This window comes from Neobacillus ginsengisoli (assembly GCF_030813055.1).
The window spans coordinates 13,789-31,537 of the sequence record NZ_JAUSTW010000007.1 but is presented as its reverse complement, the minus strand read 5'-3'; the positions used below and the strand labels follow the sequence as shown (position 1 = coordinate 31,537).

General features: G+C 33.3%; 15 protein-coding genes. 13 read left to right on the top strand and 2 right to left on the bottom strand.

Annotated features, from left to right (window positions below):
• Window positions 1-18: 18 nt before the first annotated feature.
• From J2S10_RS19460 to J2S10_RS19415, 10 genes are all read left to right on the top strand, one after another.
• A complete protein-coding gene (locus J2S10_RS19460) occupies window positions 19-1,296 on the top strand; it encodes a glycosyltransferase family protein (protein ID WP_307411079.1) in 1,278 nt (425 codons plus the stop codon).
• Window positions 1,297-1,298: 2 nt separating this feature from the next.
• The gene (locus J2S10_RS19455) at window positions 1,299-2,516 is read left to right on the top strand and encodes a glycosyltransferase (protein ID WP_307411076.1); all 1,218 of its coding nucleotides are present in this window, start codon (window positions 1,299-1,301) and stop codon (window positions 2,514-2,516) included.
• A 71-nt stretch (window positions 2,517-2,587) separates the two neighbouring features.
• Window positions 2,588-3,634, top strand: coding sequence for an EpsG family protein (locus J2S10_RS19450; RefSeq protein ID WP_307411073.1), 1,047 nt, complete (start codon window positions 2,588-2,590; stop codon window positions 3,632-3,634).
• A gap of 4 nt (window positions 3,635-3,638) precedes the next feature.
• The gene (locus J2S10_RS19445) at window positions 3,639-4,787 is read left to right on the top strand and encodes a glycosyltransferase (RefSeq protein WP_307411070.1); all 1,149 of its coding nucleotides are present in this window, start codon (window positions 3,639-3,641) and stop codon (window positions 4,785-4,787) included.
• Window position 4,788: 1 nt separating this feature from the next.
• Entirely contained in the window at window positions 4,789-6,159 is a 1,371-nt protein-coding gene (locus J2S10_RS19440; RefSeq protein ID WP_307411067.1) for a lipopolysaccharide biosynthesis protein, read from the top strand.
• On the top strand, window positions 6,152-7,189 hold the full coding sequence (locus tag J2S10_RS19435; RefSeq protein ID WP_307411063.1) for a polysaccharide biosynthesis protein: 1,038 nt from the start codon (window positions 6,152-6,154) through the stop codon (window positions 7,187-7,189). Before J2S10_RS19440 ends, J2S10_RS19435 begins: the two co-directional genes overlap by 8 nt.
• Before the next feature lie 16 nt (window positions 7,190-7,205).
• Window positions 7,206-8,315 carry a capsular polysaccharide biosynthesis protein CapF gene (locus J2S10_RS19430; RefSeq protein WP_307411059.1) on the top strand — a complete coding sequence of 370 codons (1,110 nt, stop codon included), beginning with the start codon at window positions 7,206-7,208 and terminating at the stop codon, window positions 8,313-8,315.
• Window positions 8,316-8,320: 5 nt separating this feature from the next.
• A complete protein-coding gene (gene wecB / locus J2S10_RS19425; RefSeq protein WP_307411056.1) occupies window positions 8,321-9,448 on the top strand; it encodes a non-hydrolyzing UDP-N-acetylglucosamine 2-epimerase in 1,128 nt (375 codons plus the stop codon).
• A gap of 812 nt (window positions 9,449-10,260) precedes the next feature.
• A complete protein-coding gene (locus tag J2S10_RS19420) occupies window positions 10,261-11,259 on the top strand; it encodes an O-antigen ligase family protein (protein ID WP_307411052.1) in 999 nt (332 codons plus the stop codon).
• A 169-nt stretch (window positions 11,260-11,428) separates the two neighbouring features.
• Window positions 11,429-12,388, top strand: coding sequence for an LCP family protein (locus tag J2S10_RS19415; RefSeq protein ID WP_307411049.1), 960 nt, complete (start codon window positions 11,429-11,431; stop codon window positions 12,386-12,388).
• A gap of 213 nt (window positions 12,389-12,601) precedes the next feature.
• On the opposite strand, the gene J2S10_RS27510 is transcribed toward J2S10_RS19415, so the two are convergent.
• Together J2S10_RS27510 and J2S10_RS19410 are read right to left on the bottom strand one after the other, a co-directional pair.
• On the bottom strand, window positions 12,602-12,760 hold the full coding sequence (locus J2S10_RS27510) for a hypothetical protein (RefSeq protein WP_370876253.1): 159 nt from the start codon (window positions 12,758-12,760) through the stop codon (window positions 12,602-12,604).
• Window positions 12,757-13,422 (bottom strand): IS3 family transposase, encoded by a 666-nt coding sequence (locus J2S10_RS19410; protein ID WP_307411047.1) that lies wholly within the window; start codon window positions 13,420-13,422, stop codon window positions 12,757-12,759. Before J2S10_RS19410 ends, J2S10_RS27510 begins: the two co-directional genes overlap by 4 nt.
• Before the next feature lie 792 nt (window positions 13,423-14,214).
• Between J2S10_RS19410 and J2S10_RS19405 the strand changes: the two genes are divergently transcribed.
• From J2S10_RS19405 to J2S10_RS19395, 3 genes are all read left to right on the top strand, one after another.
• The gene (locus J2S10_RS19405; RefSeq protein WP_307411044.1) at window positions 14,215-14,634 is read left to right on the top strand and encodes a MaoC family dehydratase; all 420 of its coding nucleotides are present in this window, start codon (window positions 14,215-14,217) and stop codon (window positions 14,632-14,634) included.
• 21 nt (window positions 14,635-14,655) lie between these two features.
• Complete coding sequence (locus tag J2S10_RS19400) at window positions 14,656-15,954, top strand: acetyl-CoA hydrolase/transferase family protein (RefSeq protein WP_307411041.1); 1,299 nt, start codon at window positions 14,656-14,658, stop codon at window positions 15,952-15,954.
• A 523-nt stretch (window positions 15,955-16,477) separates the two neighbouring features.
• Entirely contained in the window at window positions 16,478-17,674 is a 1,197-nt protein-coding gene (locus tag J2S10_RS19395; RefSeq protein WP_307411038.1) for a class I SAM-dependent rRNA methyltransferase, read from the top strand.
• Window positions 17,675-17,749: the final 75 nt, after the last annotated feature.

Genomic DNA, 17,749 nt, shown 5'->3' with positions numbered 1-17,749 from the left:
TGGCAGGGGTAGATGGATTTGAGAGTTTTAGTTATAAGCCATAATGCATTTAATATATACAATAATATGGGGAAAACACTTGCTACTTTGTTTAAAGAGTATGATAAAAAGGATGTTATCCAATTATGCTTTCATTCTACAGAGCCAAATATTAAAATATGCGAGTCAACATATCAAATTACGGATATGGATATTCTTAAATCATTATTTACTTTACAAAGTCATGGAAGAACAATCGGTTTTGATGATATAAAGAATGGCCAGAGTATAATACAAACAAGTGGATTAAATCAGATTGGAAAAAATAAAACTGCCGGTAAACTTTTTCTAAGAGATTTGATGTGGAAATTTGGGAATTGGAAATCAAAAGAATTAATCAATTGGTTAAATAATTATAAGCCAGATGTTATATTTCTTGCTGCGGGGTATTCAATGTTCTCTAGCAACATTGCAATGTTTATTTCTATCAAATATAACATTCCTTTAGTTACTTATTTTTGCGATGACTATTATGATTTTTCGTATAGCTCATATATATGGTCTATGACTTCAAAGGTAAGATTGAAGTTATTTAGAAATAATATCAAAAAACTGGTTGGTCAATCACAAGAATTGGTTTTTATTAGCCAATCTATGATGGAAAAATATAAGAATTTATTCGGTAAATCAGGCCAAGTTATCTTGACGCCATATGGGATGTATCAATCAGAGGTTAAGAAATCAAAGAAGCCTTTTACCATGTCATTTGTCGGAAATATATCTGGGAATCGGTGGAAAACACTATATAAGATAGGTAAAGAGTTGGAGAAAATTAACTCGGATGGTTTAAGGATAGTTTTGAATATTTACTCGATTACTAGTGATCAGGAGATAATTTCTAAATTATCTATAGGTAATTCTTTAATCTTTAAAGGTGCAGCTGATGCTGAAATGGTTAAAAAAATATATCATGAAACAGATATTTTGTTGCATGTAGAATCATTTGCACAAGAGGATGTAAGCCGGGTAAGGTATTCGATATCTACCAAAATAGCAGATTGCCTTGCAAGTAATAGAGCATTTCTTGCTGTTGGACCATCAGGCATTGCCTCTATCGATTATTTAAAAGAAAATAATGCGGCGTATATTATTGAGGATGAAAATATGATTGAGAATAAACTAATTGAATACTTTATTGAAAATGACATAGATGATCAAATAATAATAAATGCAAAGAATCTTGCGAAAAAAAATCATGATATTATAGTAAATTCAAATAAACTAAAAAATATATTTAGAAATCTAGTCAAGGAATAAATATGAAAATATTACAAATAAATGTTGTTTATAAAAAAGGTAGCACTGGGAAAATTGTGTACGATATTCATAATGTTCTTAAGGATAAGGGGATTGAGTCGATTGTTTGTTATGGTCGAGGGCAAAAACCTAATGGGCCTGATGAATATAAAACATCAAGCGAGTTACTGGCAAAATTAAATAACATTAAATCTCGTATTACTGGACTTGAATTTAACGGTTCCTTCTTTGCTACTATTAAACTTATCCGTATTCTAAAAAAAGAAAAGCCTGATATTATCCACCTTCACTGTATTAATGGCTTTTTTGTTAATATATATTGGTTAATCGCCTATTTAAAGAAAAGTGGTATAAAGACAATTCTGACAATGCACGCAGAGTTTATGTATACTGGTGGCTGCGGGCATGCGTTTGAATGCGAAAAGTGGAAAACTGGTTGTGGTAATTGTCCACAATTCAAAGAGATGCCTTCTTATTTGTTCGATAGGACAAACAGGGCGTGGAGAAAGATGAAATTAGCGTTTGATGGCTTTAATGAAAATCTCATAGTAACCTCAGTTTCACCTTGGTTAGAAGAAAGAGCCAGACAGTCAGTCATTTTAGGAAATAAAAAACATTGTACTATACTTAATGGCATTGATACGGTTAATGTATTTCATCCATGCGATTTTAGTAATATTAAGAGAGATTTAAAACTGACAGATGAAAAAATAATATGCCATATAACGGCTAATTTTTCTAATGAAATTAAAGGTGGCAAATATATTAGAGAACTTTCAGAAAGATTAAAGGATAAAAATATAAAAATTATTGTTGTTGGTAATACAGATAAGAATCTTAAATTACCCGATAATATAATTGATGTTGGTAGAATAAATGACCAAAATGAATTAGCGGCATATTACTCAATGGCAGATTTGACTGTAATTACGAGTAAACGTGAAACCTTTTCGATGGTATGCGCGGAGTCGCTATCCTGTGGAACTCCAGTTGTAGGATTTAAGGCAGGGGCACCGGAACAGATTTCATTACGAGAATATAGTGAGTTTGTAGAATATGGGGATTTAGATGCTTTAGAGAGAACAGTACATGAATGGATAGAACTTAAATCTACAGTAGTCAATGTGATTGTCGAGAAAGCGCAAGGCTACTATTCGAAAGAAAAGATGTGCGAGAGCTATTTAACGCTATATAAGGAGTTAGTGAATAAGAGTGAATAATAACAAATAGTCTAACTATATTAGAGCCTTTTTTATTTAGTAAGGCGCTTATTGAAAGAAAGGAAAGCATAATGACGGTTTTTTATTGCCTTATCTTATGGGTTGGAATAGTATCTCTGTTATCAATAGATATTAAGAATAAACAATTGCGAAATAAAATTGTAATTGTTTTAGGCTGTGTTGGAATTTTTTTAATTCAGGCCTTGAGAGCTGAAACTATTGGTAATGATTTAATTTCATATCTACCAGGATATCATATGGTAGACAGTATTAATATTTTTAAGGGAGAACGCTTATTTAATTTTGAACCAGGATATATCTTCTACTCTCAAATTTTTTCTAAATTAAATTTCTCCGATCAAGGGTATCTAGCAGTTGTTGCACTAACTATTATTGCACCTATTGCATTTACCTGGTTAAAAAATTCCAAAATGCCTGGACTAAGTGTTTTTATTTATATCACTTTAGGATTTTTTACATTTAGTTTTTCGGGATTACGGCAGTCAATTGCCATGGCAATTGTATTTTTTAGCTTTAAATATATACAGGAAAAAAGTTTAATAAAATTTATATTATGTGTTGCCTTGGCTATGTCTTTTCACACCACAGCTATTATTTTTATATTTGCATACCCGTTATCTTATTTAAGATTAAAATCTACTCATTTCTTTTTTATTATTCCGTCGTTAATCCTTATATTTATTTTAAAAACAAAAATATTTTTATTAATCTATCGTTTATATAAGGGTGCTGCAGGGGAAGTAGAGTCTACGAATGCTTATACAATGCTTTTTGTTATGATTTTCGTATTAATACTTGCGTATATTTTTGGAAGTAAAGATAAGGAAGATATAAGATTTAATATTTATAAAAACTATATGCTTGTTGCAATACTAATTCAAATATTTGCAAGTCAGTCAAGTGTAGTAATGAGAGCAGGTTATTATTACTATTTATTTATAACTTTGCTACTCCCAGAAGTAGTAAAGAATCAACGGGATGCAAAAATTAGAATATTAGTAGTTGGTGTACTTATTTTTGCATTGTTATATTTCTTTCAAAAAACTACGGGTAACGGATATTTGAATGTTAGTCCATTCAAATTTTATTGGGAGTGAAATTATGACAAAAGGTAATATAAAATATATTGGTTTTTACGACTCATACACCTATGCTGAAGAGAACCGCAATTCATTTTTAGCTGCTACCAACAAAATGGACTATATTTGTCAGGCAATAGTAGCATCAGGGAATAAAGTTGAAATTATATCTCCATCTTGGACAGCAAACAATAAAGGTTATTATCATAAAAGAACTAGTACTATAGGAGAGGGTGTCACACTTACTTGTGGACCTACGTTTGGGGCATATAGACCATTATTTAGGTATTTACGAATATTATGGTCATGGATTTGGTTATTTGGATATTTGGTTAAAAATACAAATTCAGAAGAAACAATAATCGCATATCATTCAATGATGATTATAAATCCAATAATGCTAGCAAAAAAAATAAAAAAGTTCAAACTTATATTAGAGGTAGAAGAAATATATCAAGATGTAAAAAAATATTCCCAACTAATGCAGAGTAATGAATATAGATTTTTTAAATCTGCGGATAAATTTATATTCCCAACAGAATTATTAATTGAAAAAATTAACAAAAATAATAAACCCTACAATATAATTTATGGTACTTACAAAGTCGAGCAAGATAGAAAGTCCAAGTTTAATGATGGAAAAGTTCATTGTGTTTATGCCGGAACATTTGATCCGATAAAAGGTGGTAGTACTATTGCTGCTACCGTTGCTCCTTACCTCCCTGAAAATTACCATATACACATTATTGGCTTCGGAAGTGAAGAGGAGACAAGATCCATACAACAATTAATTTCAGAGATTGCAAAAACGTCAGTTTGTACTATTACCTATGATGGACTACTTAAAGATGAAGAATATACAAGATTCTTGCAGAGCTGTGATATTGGTTTAAGCACTCAAATTCCAGGTGGTAGTTACAATAATACATCTTTTCCATCAAAAATATTGTCTTATATGGCTAACGGGTTACGCGTAGTTTCTGTACGAATAAAAGCGATTGAGATGTCAGTCATTGGAGACGCAGTATATTATTATAAAGAGCAAACTCCCGAAGCGATAGCAGAAGCCATTATGTCAATTGATATAAATGAACCTTATGATAGCAAACAATTAATAAAAAAACTTGATGAGAAATTTGTGCATACTATAAAAGAATTGTTGGAGAATTAACATGGATAATCTTTTAAGGATAAAACAAATAATAAGTAATGAAAATAATAGAACGATACTAAATAATACCTTAGGAGCTTTTGTAGTTAAAGGCGGAGCATTAATTATATCATTATTTACTATGCCTGCGTATATAAGGTATTTTGATAACCAACAAATACTAGGTTTGTGGTTTACCATTTTATCAGTTTTAATTTGGGTACTTACATTTGATTTGGGAATTGGAAATGGACTAAGAAATCACTTAGTACAAGCATTAGTAAATAAAGATGACTTACTAGCAAAAAAGTATATATCTTCCGCTTATATTGTTATAGGAATATTGGTATTATTAGTATCGTTTTTATCAATAGTAATATTTAGATTTTTAAATTGGAATGCAGTATTTAACATACCTACTAATATTGTTTCTAAGGAAACACTAAACATTACTGTATGTATAGTTTTTGGTGGCATAATGCTCCAATTTTTATTTAAGCTAATAACGTCTATACTATATGCAATGCAAAAATCTGCTCTTATTAACTTATTAAGCTTATTTAATAGTATTTTTATCTTAGCATATGTTTCATTAGCAAGGTCTTCAGATATATCAACTAATTTAATTTTATTGGCAATTGTAAATGTTTTAGCGGTAAATATACCATTATTATTAACTACTGTAATAGTTTTTTCTACAAAATTAAAAGACTGTAGGCCAAACATAAATTATTTTGGGAAAAAATATGCAAGAGAAGTAATGAAGTTGGGTGTTACTTTCTTTTGGGTTCAAATCATGTATATGATTATAACAACAACAAATGAGTTTTTAATTACATGGCTAACAGGAACTAAAATGGTCGTGGAATATCAAATCTATAATAAACTATTTACCTTGATAGGTACTATTTTCACTTTGGCATTAACTCCTATTTGGTCAGCTGTTACAAAGGCTCTTTCTGAAAAAAATTATGCTTGGATTAAGAAACTTTATAGAACGCTAAATTTAATGTCCCTATTAGCTGTTATATGTGAATTTGGTATGATACCATTTTTGCAATTTGTCATTAATTTATGGCTTAGAGACAGTACAATACAGGTGAATTATTTATATGCTACAGTCTTTGCTTTATCTGGCAGTATTTTTATTTGGAATGGAGTATTATCTAGTATTGCTAATGGAGTTGGGGAATTAAAAACACAAAGTATTTTTTTTACTATAGGAGCTATTATTAAAATACCTATTGCATGGGCTCTTGTTATGGCTTTTGGTTCATGGATAGGTGTAGTAACAGCCAATATTATTGCTATGAGCTTGTATTGTATTATACAGCCAATATGGTTAAAAAAATTTTTAGTTAAAGTTGAATTAGGAGATGAGAATTATGTTTAAAAATAAAACCTTATTAATAACTGGTGGAACGGGTTCTTTCGGTAATGCTGTGATGGAAAGATTCCTGGATACTGATATAAAAGAAATTCGTATCTTCTCTCGCGATGAAAAAAAGCAAGATGATATGAGAAAACAGTATAATAATGGCAAATTAAAGTTTTATATTGGGGATGTAAGAGATCTAGCGAGTGTTAAAAATGCTATGTTTGGTGTAGACTATATTTTCCATGCAGCAGCATTAAAACAAGTCCCATCTTGCGAGTTTTTTCCACTTGAAGCTGTTAAAACAAATGTAATGGGTACAGATAATGTACTAACAGCTGCAATTGAGTATGGAGTAAAAAAGGTAATCTGTCTATCAACCGATAAAGCTGCATACCCAATTAATGCGATGGGCATTTCAAAAGCAATGATGGAAAAAGTATTTGTTGCTAAATCAAAAACTGTTGACCCAGATAGGACACTTATCTGTGGAACTAGATATGGTAATGTTATGGCCTCACGTGGTTCAGTGATTCCATTATTTATTGAACAAATTAAAAGTGGAAAGCCTTTAACTGTAACAGATCCTAATATGACAAGGTTTCTTATGAGTTTAGAAGACGCTGTTGAGTTAGTCGTATTTGCTTTCCAAAATGCAGTGGCAGGGGATATTATGGTACAAAAGTCTCCAGCTAGTACAATTGGTGATCTTGCTAAAGCTATAAAAGAATTGTTCAATGCTGATAATGAAATCAAAGTAATAGGAACTCGTCATGGAGAAAAGCGATATGAAACACTTCTTACAAAAGAGGAATATGTAGTAGCTGAGGATTTAGGTGGTTTCTTTAGAGTTCCTGCTGACCAAAGAGATCTTAACTATGATAAGTATTTCGCTGAGGGAGATCAAAAGCTAACTACCATAGCAGAATATAATTCAGATAATACACAAATTCTAAGTATTAAACAAATTAAAGAATTATTACTTGAGTTAGATTATGTGCAAAACGAGCTAAAGGAATGGAATAAACAGATTCATGTAATGAGCTAAAAGGTGGAATGAATTGATGAATATTCTTGTTACTGGAGCAAAAGGCTTTGTAGGAAAAAACCTTATCGCAGAGCTTAGAAATAAGGGGTATAATGATATATTTGAATTTTCTAGAGAAAGTGACCCTTCATTACTTGAAAAGTATACAAAAGATTGTGACTTTGTATTTCATTTGGCAGGAGTAAACAGGCCTAAAGATGTGAACGAATTTATGGAGGGTAATTTTGGTTTAACTTCTCAATTACTAGAACTTTTAAAGAAGCATGGCAATAAGGCCCCTGTGCTTATTACTTCCTCTATTCAAGCAGATAAAGATAATCCTTATGGGAGAAGTAAAAAAGCAGGGGAAGACTTATTATTAAATTATTATAAAGAAACCGATGTAAAAGTTTACATTTATAGATTGCCAAACTTATTTGGAAAATGGAGCAGACCTAATTACAACACTGTAGTGGCTACTTATTGCCATAATATAGCTAGAGACATGGATATTCAGATAAACAATCCTGATGCTGAACTAACTCTTTGTTATATAGATGATGTTTTAGAAGAATTTTTAAGAGCTTTAGAGGGACATCCAACTATTCAAGATGATTATTGTGTTGTACCTACAACTCATAAAATTAAACTTGGTGACTTAGCAAATGTAATAAAAAGCTTTAAAGATAGTAGGGGGAATTTAAGTATTCCTAATATGAAAGATGCTTTAACAAAGAAGCTTTATAGCACTTATTTAAGTTTTTTACCAGAAAATAAGTTTTCATATGATCTGAAAATGAATTGTGATCACAGAGGATCTTTTACAGAATTTATTAGAACATTAGATAGAGGACAAGTCTCTATCAATGTATCCAAACCAGGGATTACAAAAGGTAATCATTGGCATCATACGAAGAATGAAAAGTTCTTAGTAGTAAGTGGAGAAGGATTAATTCGATTTAGAAAGATAGATTCAGAAGAAATCATTGAATATAGAGTAAATGGAGATAGGTTACAAGTAGTGGATATTCCTACTGGATATACTCACTCCATAGTCAATATAGGAGAGAAGGATCTAGTTACAGTAATGTGGGTAAATGAGTGCTTTGATCCTGGAAAGCCTGATACGTATTATTTGGAGGTGTAGGACTGATGAAAAAACTTAAAGTAATGACAGTGGTAGGCACAAGACCAGAAATTATAAGGTTATCTGCTGTTATTAATAAATTAGATCAGTCAGAAGCAATAGAGCATATTTTAGTGCATACTGGTCAAAATTATGACTATGAATTAAATGAAGTGTTCTTCAATGACTTTAATCTAAAAAAACCAGATTATTTCCTAAATGCTGCTGTTGGAACAGCAGTCGAAACTATTGGAAATATACTTATTAAAATTGACCCAATTATGGAAGAAGTAAAGCCGGATGCATTTTTAGTCCTAGGTGATACTAATAGCTGTTTGTGTGCACTGGTGGCTAAAAAAAGACATATTCCTATATTTCATATGGAAGCAGGAAATAGATGTTTTGACCAAAGGGTACCGGAAGAGACTAATAGGAAAATAGTTGATCACATATCAGATATTAACTTAACCTACAGTGATATAGCTAGAGAATATTTACTTAGAGAAGGTCTCTCTGCGGATAGAATAATTAAAACCGGTAGTCCTATGTTCGAAGTAATTAATTCTAAAATTGAAGAAATCGATAGGTCTGATGTATTAAATAGATTAAATTTATCTGAAGGCAATTACTTTGTTGTTTCTGCTCATCGAGAAGAAAATATTAATTCGGATGTTAACTTTTTAAATTTAGTAGAAAGTTTAAATGCTATTGCTGAAAAATATAAAGTTCCTGTAATAGTAAGTACTCATCCTAGGACTAGAAAAATGATTAATGAAAAGGGTGTAGTCTTTAATTCAAATGTTTCTTTAATGAAACCACTTGGATTTAATGATTATGTAAAATTGCAAGTTAAAGCAAAAGCAGTCCTAAGTGATAGTGGGACAATCAGTGAAGAATCATCCATTCTTGGATTTAGAGCACTTAATATTAGACAAGCCCATGAAAGACCGGAGGCAATGGAAGAAGCATCAGTAATGATGGTAGGCTTAGAAAAAGAAAGAATATTACAAGGGCTAGAGGTATTAGAGATACAAGAGATTGATACGTTAAGAAAGATATCAGATTACAGTATGCCAAATGTATCGGATAAGGTGCTTAGAATAATATTATCTTATACGGATTATGTAAATAGAACTGTTTGGGGAAGGAATTAGTTTTTTGGTTTAGATGAATTTTTAAAGTATCTATACATTGTAAGCTCTAAAGTAGACATATGAGGGACCCTTGGATTAAAAAGCCTAGGGTCCTATCTATTTTTGACTCATCATCACATTTTGTGATTTGGGCAAAAAATTAAGAACACTCTCGAATTCTTGGTAATAATTTGAATCGGACTGAGGTATTAATCAATCAAACATTTAATTAAAAAAGGGAAACGCAGCAAGGGTTGTAACTTTAACTACCATTGCGAAGTACTAAAATGATTTATGTCAGAGAGTTAAGAATGCTGGTATAAATTTTTACTCTTTGGTCTGAAAAATTGAATTTGGCAAGCAAAAAATGCACTAAACCTCAAACAAGATGTACCACTTGCCAACATTAATTAGTTTTGGTTTTCAGACTCTTTATAGAGATAGCTTTCACTGTTAAAGCATTTTCGTCCCATTATATACTTGGAAAAACAATAAGATTAGATTGCTTGAGGAGATTTATGATTAATTGGATAGAAAAGACGAATATTTTCATATTGTATACTTTTTTTTATTTATATATCATTCTCATTTATCCATGGGGAGATAATTATTACTATGCGAATGGAAAAGCCTTTTATTTTTTGGGGAGCATTTTTCTGTTAGGCCTTTTAGCCCTTTTGAGAGGGATGATATGGGGGAAAAGGTCATGTTGGAAATTAACCCCTTCGGAAATCCTCATGATTGTATTTTTATTCTTGATAGGTTGTTCCACACTTCACTCCTTGAAGATTTCTCTGGTGGGGAATGGGACAGAGCACCAAGGAATACTAAGTATGCTGTCTTATTTCATATTGTTTAGTTTGGCCACTCGCTTAGGCTCGAGACATCTGGAAAAGCTCTGTCATGTTATTATTATTAGTTCACTAGTTGCTTCTGTATATAGCATTCTACAGTTTTATCATCTAGCCTTTTTGCCACAGGATGCTGCCCTTAAGTTTGGTAGAAGGAGTTTTTCCTTTTTTGATAACCCGGATTATTTTGGTTCTTATCTAACCTTGGTCATTCCGTTAACCCTCACTGCTTTCCTTTTGTTACATGAGGTTAAGAGAAGTGTCCTTTATTTTATCATTCTTTGTACACAGTTTATTGCACTCCTCGAATCAGAAACAAGGAGCGCTTGGTTAGGTTTAGCTATTGGTTTTTTAATGATTGTAATGTGGGTTGTTTGGAAGGGGAAGAAGCAATTAAAAAAGATGGCCTTGATGATTGTTGCGTTCTGTCTAATCTTTACACTCTCTAATTTGATTTCCCACCAAACTAATGTTTCTCGTGCTGTTAGCATTACGAATGACGTTCAGAAGATCATCAAGAATGAAGATGCTGGCTCTGCAGGCGCCTCGCGTTGGTATATTTGGCAGGTCTCTCTGCCGCTTATTGAAAATCATTTTTGGTTCGGAACAGGTCCAAATACATTTGAACAAGTTTTTCATCCGAAAGATTCTAGCCAAGCGAAAAAGTATCTAGGCGATGGGAAAATTTACGATGAAAACAATGACTATATGCAAATTGCCCTTACTATGGGAGTGCCGGCATTACTAGTCTACTTGCTTTTTCTATCTATCATTGTTTTCAGTGGGTTTAGACGAGCGGCGCTAGAATTGGATGCCCACCAGCAACTGTTTTCCTATGGTCTACTTGCAGCAATCTTTGGATATTTGGTTCAGGCATTCTTTAATATTAGTGTAATATCCGTTGCTCCTTATTTTTGGCTTCTTTTAGGATTTGTGGTGAACAAGAATAGGGGAAGGACTTCAGAGTCTGATAAAGTTTAGATTCCGGTAGTCAGTGTATTTAATAAAACTTTGATTAAAACTACAAGTCTACAAACGAACCATTCCCTATCAAAATGGATTTATCTTCAACTATGTTTATATGCAAATGGTAGTAAACTATTTTATATTATGAAGCTAGTTAAATTCAGTAGAAATGAGCGGAGGAATTATGAAAAAGATTGGTAAATGGAAAGTTATTGGTTACACCCTTTTAGGAATGATCATTGTTACAGTAGCAGTCCTTGGATTTGAATACAACCAGCTTCAGCCACAGAATCATTTTAAAACCATTCCTGTTGTTTCTACGGGGAAAACAGTGACTCCAGGAAAGCCACAACAGCAAAGCAATGCGAGTGCTCCTGGATTTAACATTTTAATAATGGGATCAGATGCAAGACCAGGTGAGACGATTGGGCATTCCGATACCATGATGCTGGTGCATGTTGATTTGGGGGAAAAACAAATCAACGCGGTAAGCATTCCGCGTGATACTCGTGTTCATTTAGATGGTTATGGCTATACAAAACTAACGAGTGTCCAGTATATCTTGCAGGCTAACAAAGGCCCTAAGCAAGGGATAGAAGCGGCAGTACAAGCGATTAGTGAATTAACGGGAGTGCCGATTAATTATTATGTAGAAACCAATTTTGAGGGCCTTCAATCAATGGTAGATGCTATGGGCGGCATCCAAATAAATGTACCAACGGATGAAAAAATAAACAATCAGGTAATCAATGCCGGTACTCATTTCTTTGACGGTCAAATGGTGTTAGCTCTTGCCCGCGAGCGTCATTCCGTTGCAAATGGGGATTATGGACGGCAACAGCTTCAATTGGAGACTTTAAAAGGGATTGCCAAAGAAGCTTTAAGTCCAGGTAACATTCCAAAACTGCCTTCACTTGTTAATTCCGTATCAAAATATATGATTGGTACCAATATGTCCACGTCGGATATGGTGAGTCTAGGCCTTGCAGTGAAAGATATTGATCCTAACAAACAACTACATTACGAACAACTCCAAGGGGTTGGAGAAAGCATGTACGATGATATTCTAAAAGCAAAGAACGATGAGATCGTGATTGACCCACAACAAATGAAAAGTATCATAGCCAAATATTTTCAGAGTTAAGAGGCTTTACAACTAGTTCCATTTCTATAACAAAGACGTAAAACATAGAATTTCTTCATGTCTATGTTTTACGTCTTTTTTGATTTCTTTGATAATTTTTCGGAATTAACAATAGAGAATCTTCAACTGTGAAAAACGGTGTTAGAATCCCCAATAATAATTTCTGTGCCTGTGGTCAAGCCCCCGATAAATAGACACTTATAAAATACGACATTAAGCTATTTTTTGGTAATTTAAATAGTAATCTTTAGGAGAGACGAATCCAAGTTTATGTTGGGTTCGTTTCTCGTTGTAATATCGAAAAAAGCTTTTTAAGTCTTTCTGAAAAGAATGAAGATTTACTTCATAGAAACAAGGAAATTCTGTTTTCAGTTGAGAAAAAAACTCTCAATAACAGCGTTATCCCAACAGTTTGCTTTACGAGACATGCTAGGAGTGAACTTTAACTTTTTAGCCAGTTTAATATGCTTGAAAGAGCGGTAAACGCTACCCTGATCACTATGGATCAGAACGCCCTCTAATGACTTTAACTTTCTTCTTTTTTGAGCAGCTTCAATAGTAGCTTTAATAAGCTCCTGATTTGGACTGGAGCTAACTTGTAAGGCCAGCAATTCTCGGTTAAATAAATCCATTAATGCTGAAATATAATACTTCTTGCCCTCCACCAAAACTTCAGTTATATCTGTCACCCATTTATGATTTGGATGAGCAGCTTGGAAGTCTCTATTTAGGAGGTTTTCATAGTTATAACCAGCAGCCTTCCCCTTGGATTCTTTGGTAGTCTTTGGACGTCGTACGGTTGCTTTGATGTTTGCTTCTCTCATGATGCGAGCTACTTTTTTATGGTTAACAAGTGTTCCTTTGGAAGATATATATTTTGCAAGTCGTTTAGCACCATAGGTTCCTTTGTGAAGAGAAAAAGCCTTTTTTATCTTGGTTAGTAACTTACGGTCTTTAGTAAATACTTGTGGTTTTGGTCTTTTTAGATATGCATAATAACCACTATTTGAGACTCCTTGATGGAAGTAGTACAAAAAAGTAATAACCATATCGTGAGGCGATATGCTTCGACAAGTTTCTTTCTTCTTTTATGAGTGAAACCCTTATGTGTAGAGGGTTGGTGCCAAACTTAATTAAACGTTTGATTAATAAGGATTTTTGTCAAAAAGTCATATAGATTGTAAAAACGTAAATTTTTTGTTTGTTTTGGTAGATTAGCAGAGGACTAGCACGAGGAATTCGACAAAATATTTTCTCGGAAATAAGCAATAGTTCGCTTTTCAAAAGCGCTTGCGTTTGATTTAATCAATCGTTTGATTAACATCGAATCGGGTCGAAAAATGCAAGAGGATTAGTGTTCCGGAAAGCACAAACCTTTCTTTGAAATGCCCAAGTAATGAGCTTCCCCAATGTAAAAAGAAATGAATTGCTCCGTAAAACGAGAGGGATCAAAAGACTGCCGCAGCTCCGACCGCAAGAATATTAGGCGTTTCACGAACATTATCTCTAAAGCTTGAAATAAAGACTAGAATAGACAACCTGCTTTTAAGGTTGTCTTTTTGTTTACTACTTTTTTGGAATAAGTTTATCCATTCAGCAATAAAAATTCACAATTTTTACACAGATATTAACCACTATTAGGTGTATATTGAAAGTGAATATGGGATTAATTGGAGGATGATGAATTAAATGTTTCCTGTATGTTCGAGAATTGTGGTTCCTTATGATAATTCTGAATTAAGCAAAAAAGCGTTGGAAACAGCTATGATGCTGGCTATAGTATTTTAGCTGATTATCATTAATAACGAACGGAAAGGAGTACAAAAATGCAAAAAGAGTTGGCATATGAGGATATTCAAATAGGAGATAGTGCTGTTTTTTCCAAAACCATTTCTGAATTTGATATTTATCAATTTGCAGGGCTTACAGGTGATTTTAACCCCATGCACATAGATGAGGAGTTTGCTAAAAAAACTTTTTTTAAGGAAAGAATTGCTCATGGCCTTTTAACTGGGAGTTTTATTTCCACTGTTCTTGGAATGAAGCTTCCTGGACCAAACTCGATCTATCTGTCTCAAAACTTTACATTTACAGCTCCTGTAAAAATGGGTGATACCATTAAAGCAATCGTAGAAGTAGTGGAAAAACGGGATGACAAGAAATTAATTAAATTAAAAACACAGATATGGAATCAGCGCGAGGAAATGGTTGTAGATGGTGAAGCACTGGTAATGAAGAAATATTAAGAAGACAGAAAGGGGTTTGGGATGGAGAATTCATTTAAACAATGGTTGAAGATAAAAAAGAAAGATCCAAAAGATGTGTTATCTTTCATCCGGGATGGAGATGATCTCATTCTTCCTATTGCTAATGGAGAACCGAAAGTATTATTGGATATAATAGAGGAACATGCTGTTCACTTTCAAAATGTTAGAATCCATCAAATGCATGCATTAAAGGAACGCTCGTATATCCATGGAAGAATGAAACCATCTCTGTCCTATGTTGCTTATTTTTTGAGCGAAGCTTCACGAAAGGCTTTTTTACAGGGACAGTGTGAGCTTGTTCCAAATCACTTTCATGAAGTTCCACGTCTATTGCGTGAATCGACGAAGACTTCTCTGGTTTTATCCTGTGCATCTCTGATGGATGAACATGGGTTCTTCTCCTTAGGTACCCAAGCAGATTATGTCGCTTCTTTTATAGGGAAAGTTCCTTTTTTCTTAGAAGTTAATCAACAAATGCCGCGAACTTTTGGAGCCAATCAGATCCATATTAGTCAAATAGAAGGGTATATTCCTGTTGATTATCCTTTACATGAATTTTCTCCGCCTTTTATTACGGAAATAGATCAACGCATAGCATCTTTTATTACGGAGCAAATCGCGGATGGATCTACAATTCAATCCGGCATTGGAGCAATTCCAAATGCAGTCATAAGTTTGTTAAATAACCATAAAAACCTCGGGATACACACAGAATTATTGTCTGACGGAGTGGTTAACTTAGTAGAAGCGGGAATTGTAAATGGAATCGAGAAAAAAACATATCCTGGAAAAATAGTCGCAACTTTTGCATTAGGAACTAAAAAGTTATATGAGTTTATTCACGAAAATACTGGTGTTGAATTTCTTCCTGTTGAAGTGGTTAATGATCCACGGGAAATAGCAAAAGAGGACAAAATGATTTCCATCAATGCAACAACAGAGGTCGATTTCTTTGGCCAATGTGCGTCGGAAACAATTGGTGGTAAATATTATAGTTCAAGTGGGGGACAAGTGGATTTTGCTCTAGGAGCTCGTCTTGCTAAAAAGGGAAAAGGTTTTATTTGCTTGCATTCAACGACAAAAGACGGTTCTATCTCAAGAATTCACCCTTGTCTCACTCCTGGATCAGTAGTTACGACTTCCAAAAATGATGTCGATCGGATCGTAACTGAATATGGTGTTGCCGAGTTACGAGGAAAAAGTATTTCACAACGATCAAAGGAATTAATCAATATTGCTCATCCAAAGTTTCGTGAGGAATTGACATATGAAGCGAAAAGGCTGGGATTTATTATTTAAATAATTGGTATTTTGATTTTCACTGTTTTTTGGTTAGGACTAATAGTATATTGCCCAATGTTAATATGTTTATAAAAGGGGAAAGATAGATGGATTGCCCTTAATTGTCATCGCCAAATAGTAAGTTGCTTTAAGAAGGCTACCTGTATGATTTTTGCAAGGCTATAAAATATTTAGTGGTTTATTCAATTAAAGGGCGCGATTATTGAGCAAGAAGTAAAAGGGCGATACATATTATACCTGACTAATATGTATCACCCTTTATTTTTTATAACTTTCTAAGATTTAGGTCTTGATAATTTCAAAAAGTTTGATCAAAAGTCCTGAATTGATATGTAGGATTTTTTCTTGTTCAGCAATCGGGCCAGATTGTGGAAGAAGGGATTGTAATTATATGCTATATTTATTGAACAGTTTAATATTAAACATGGTGAACCGGACCATAAGCAAATGCAAAAATTCAGATCTCCACTCCACCTTTTTTATTAAAAGGCGATAAAATAATTTTTGATAGGATGACAAGATGAAAAAAGAAGTCATTTTTAAGGTAAAGGGCAAGTTTGTAAATAAATATAAAAGCGGTTATCCGCTCATATCAAAGGAAGCCATACTTAACTTGAACGAAGCTGTCGAAGAAGGAACCATAATCCGGCTCGTTGATGAAAAGAATAAATTCATAGCAAAAGGCTATTTTGGCAAACAAAATAAAGGTTATGGATGGGTTCTTAGCAGAAGCGAGAATGAACAGATCGACCAAAGGTTTTTTCTGAACAAAATGAGGGATGCAATCAAGTATAGAGAGCCATTTTATAATAGCACAGATACTAATGCCTTCAGAATAGTGAATGGCGAAGGCGATGGTTTGGGCGGATTGACCATTGAATATTTTGATGGCTACTATTTAATCAACTGGTACAGCAAAGGAATTTACCACTTTCGGGATTATATAATAAATGCGCTAAAAGAATTGACTAAGTTTAAAGCCATTTATCATAAGAAAAGATTTGATGTCAGCGGAAAATATATTGAAGATGATGATTTTGTAACGGGAGAAAGAGGAACATTCCCGATTATCGTGAAAGAAAATGGAGTAGACTTTGCTGTTTACTTAAATGAAAGTGCGATGGTTGGTGTATTTTTAGATCAAAGAGATGTAAGAAGAAAAATTCGGGATGCTTATGCGGACGGAAAGAATGTACTGAATACCTTTTCCTATACAGGAGCTTTTTCAGTGTTTGCTGCCTTAGGAGGCGCAATTAAAACGACAAGTGTGGATGTAGCAAATAGAAGCTTAAGCAAGACCATTGAGCAGTTTCGTTTGAACGGGCTAGATATTGAATCACAGGATATCATTGTTGAAGATGTATTCAATTACTTTAAATATGCGGTAAAAAAACAGCTAAGGTTTGATATGGTCATACTCGATCCCCCAAGCTTCGCAAGGTCAAAAAAGATGGTATTTAGCGGGGAAAAGGACTACAAAAATCTTTTAAAGGAAGCCATTGCTATTACAAAAGATCAGGGGATCATTGTAGCGTCCGCTAATTCAAGCTCTTTTAATATGAATAAATTTAAAAGTTTTATTGATCAGGCATTTAAAGAAACAAACAGAACATATCAACTAGTTGATGAATTCTCCCTTCCAAAAGACTTTAAATCAATAAAAGAATTCTCAGAAGGTAACTATCTTAAGGTAGTGTTTATAAAGAATTTACCATAAGAAAAAGGCAAATGAAATCAATCCAGCAAAGCATAGGAATTGCTTAACATACGCCATTCCTTCCGTTACGATGAA

Excerpts from the sequence above, each read along its gene's own strand:
- J2S10_RS19455 (WP_307411076.1), top strand. The coding sequence starts at position 1,299 with ATGAAAATATTACAAATAAATGTTGTTTATAAAAAAGGTAGCACTGGG.
- J2S10_RS19450 (WP_307411073.1), top strand. The coding sequence starts at position 2,588 with ATGACGGTTTTTTATTGCCTTATCTTATGGGTTGGAATAGTATCTCTG.
- J2S10_RS19445 (WP_307411070.1), top strand. The coding sequence starts at position 3,639 with ATGACAAAAGGTAATATAAAATATATTGGTTTTTACGACTCATACACC.
- J2S10_RS19440 (WP_307411067.1), top strand. The coding sequence starts at position 4,789 with ATGGATAATCTTTTAAGGATAAAACAAATAATAAGTAATGAAAATAAT.
- J2S10_RS19435 (WP_307411063.1), top strand. The coding sequence starts at position 6,152 with ATGTTTAAAAATAAAACCTTATTAATAACTGGTGGAACGGGTTCTTTC.
- J2S10_RS19430 (WP_307411059.1), top strand. The coding sequence starts at position 7,206 with ATGAATATTCTTGTTACTGGAGCAAAAGGCTTTGTAGGAAAAAACCTT.
- wecB (WP_307411056.1), top strand. The coding sequence starts at position 8,321 with ATGAAAAAACTTAAAGTAATGACAGTGGTAGGCACAAGACCAGAAATT.
- J2S10_RS19420 (WP_307411052.1), top strand. The coding sequence starts at position 10,261 with ATGCTGTCTTATTTCATATTGTTTAGTTTGGCCACTCGCTTAGGCTCG.
- J2S10_RS19415 (WP_307411049.1), top strand. The coding sequence starts at position 11,429 with ATGAAAAAGATTGGTAAATGGAAAGTTATTGGTTACACCCTTTTAGGA.
- J2S10_RS19405 (WP_307411044.1), top strand. The coding sequence starts at position 14,215 with ATGCAAAAAGAGTTGGCATATGAGGATATTCAAATAGGAGATAGTGCT.
- J2S10_RS19400 (WP_307411041.1), top strand. The coding sequence starts at position 14,656 with ATGGAGAATTCATTTAAACAATGGTTGAAGATAAAAAAGAAAGATCCA.
- J2S10_RS19395 (WP_307411038.1), top strand. The coding sequence starts at position 16,478 with ATGAAAAAAGAAGTCATTTTTAAGGTAAAGGGCAAGTTTGTAAATAAA.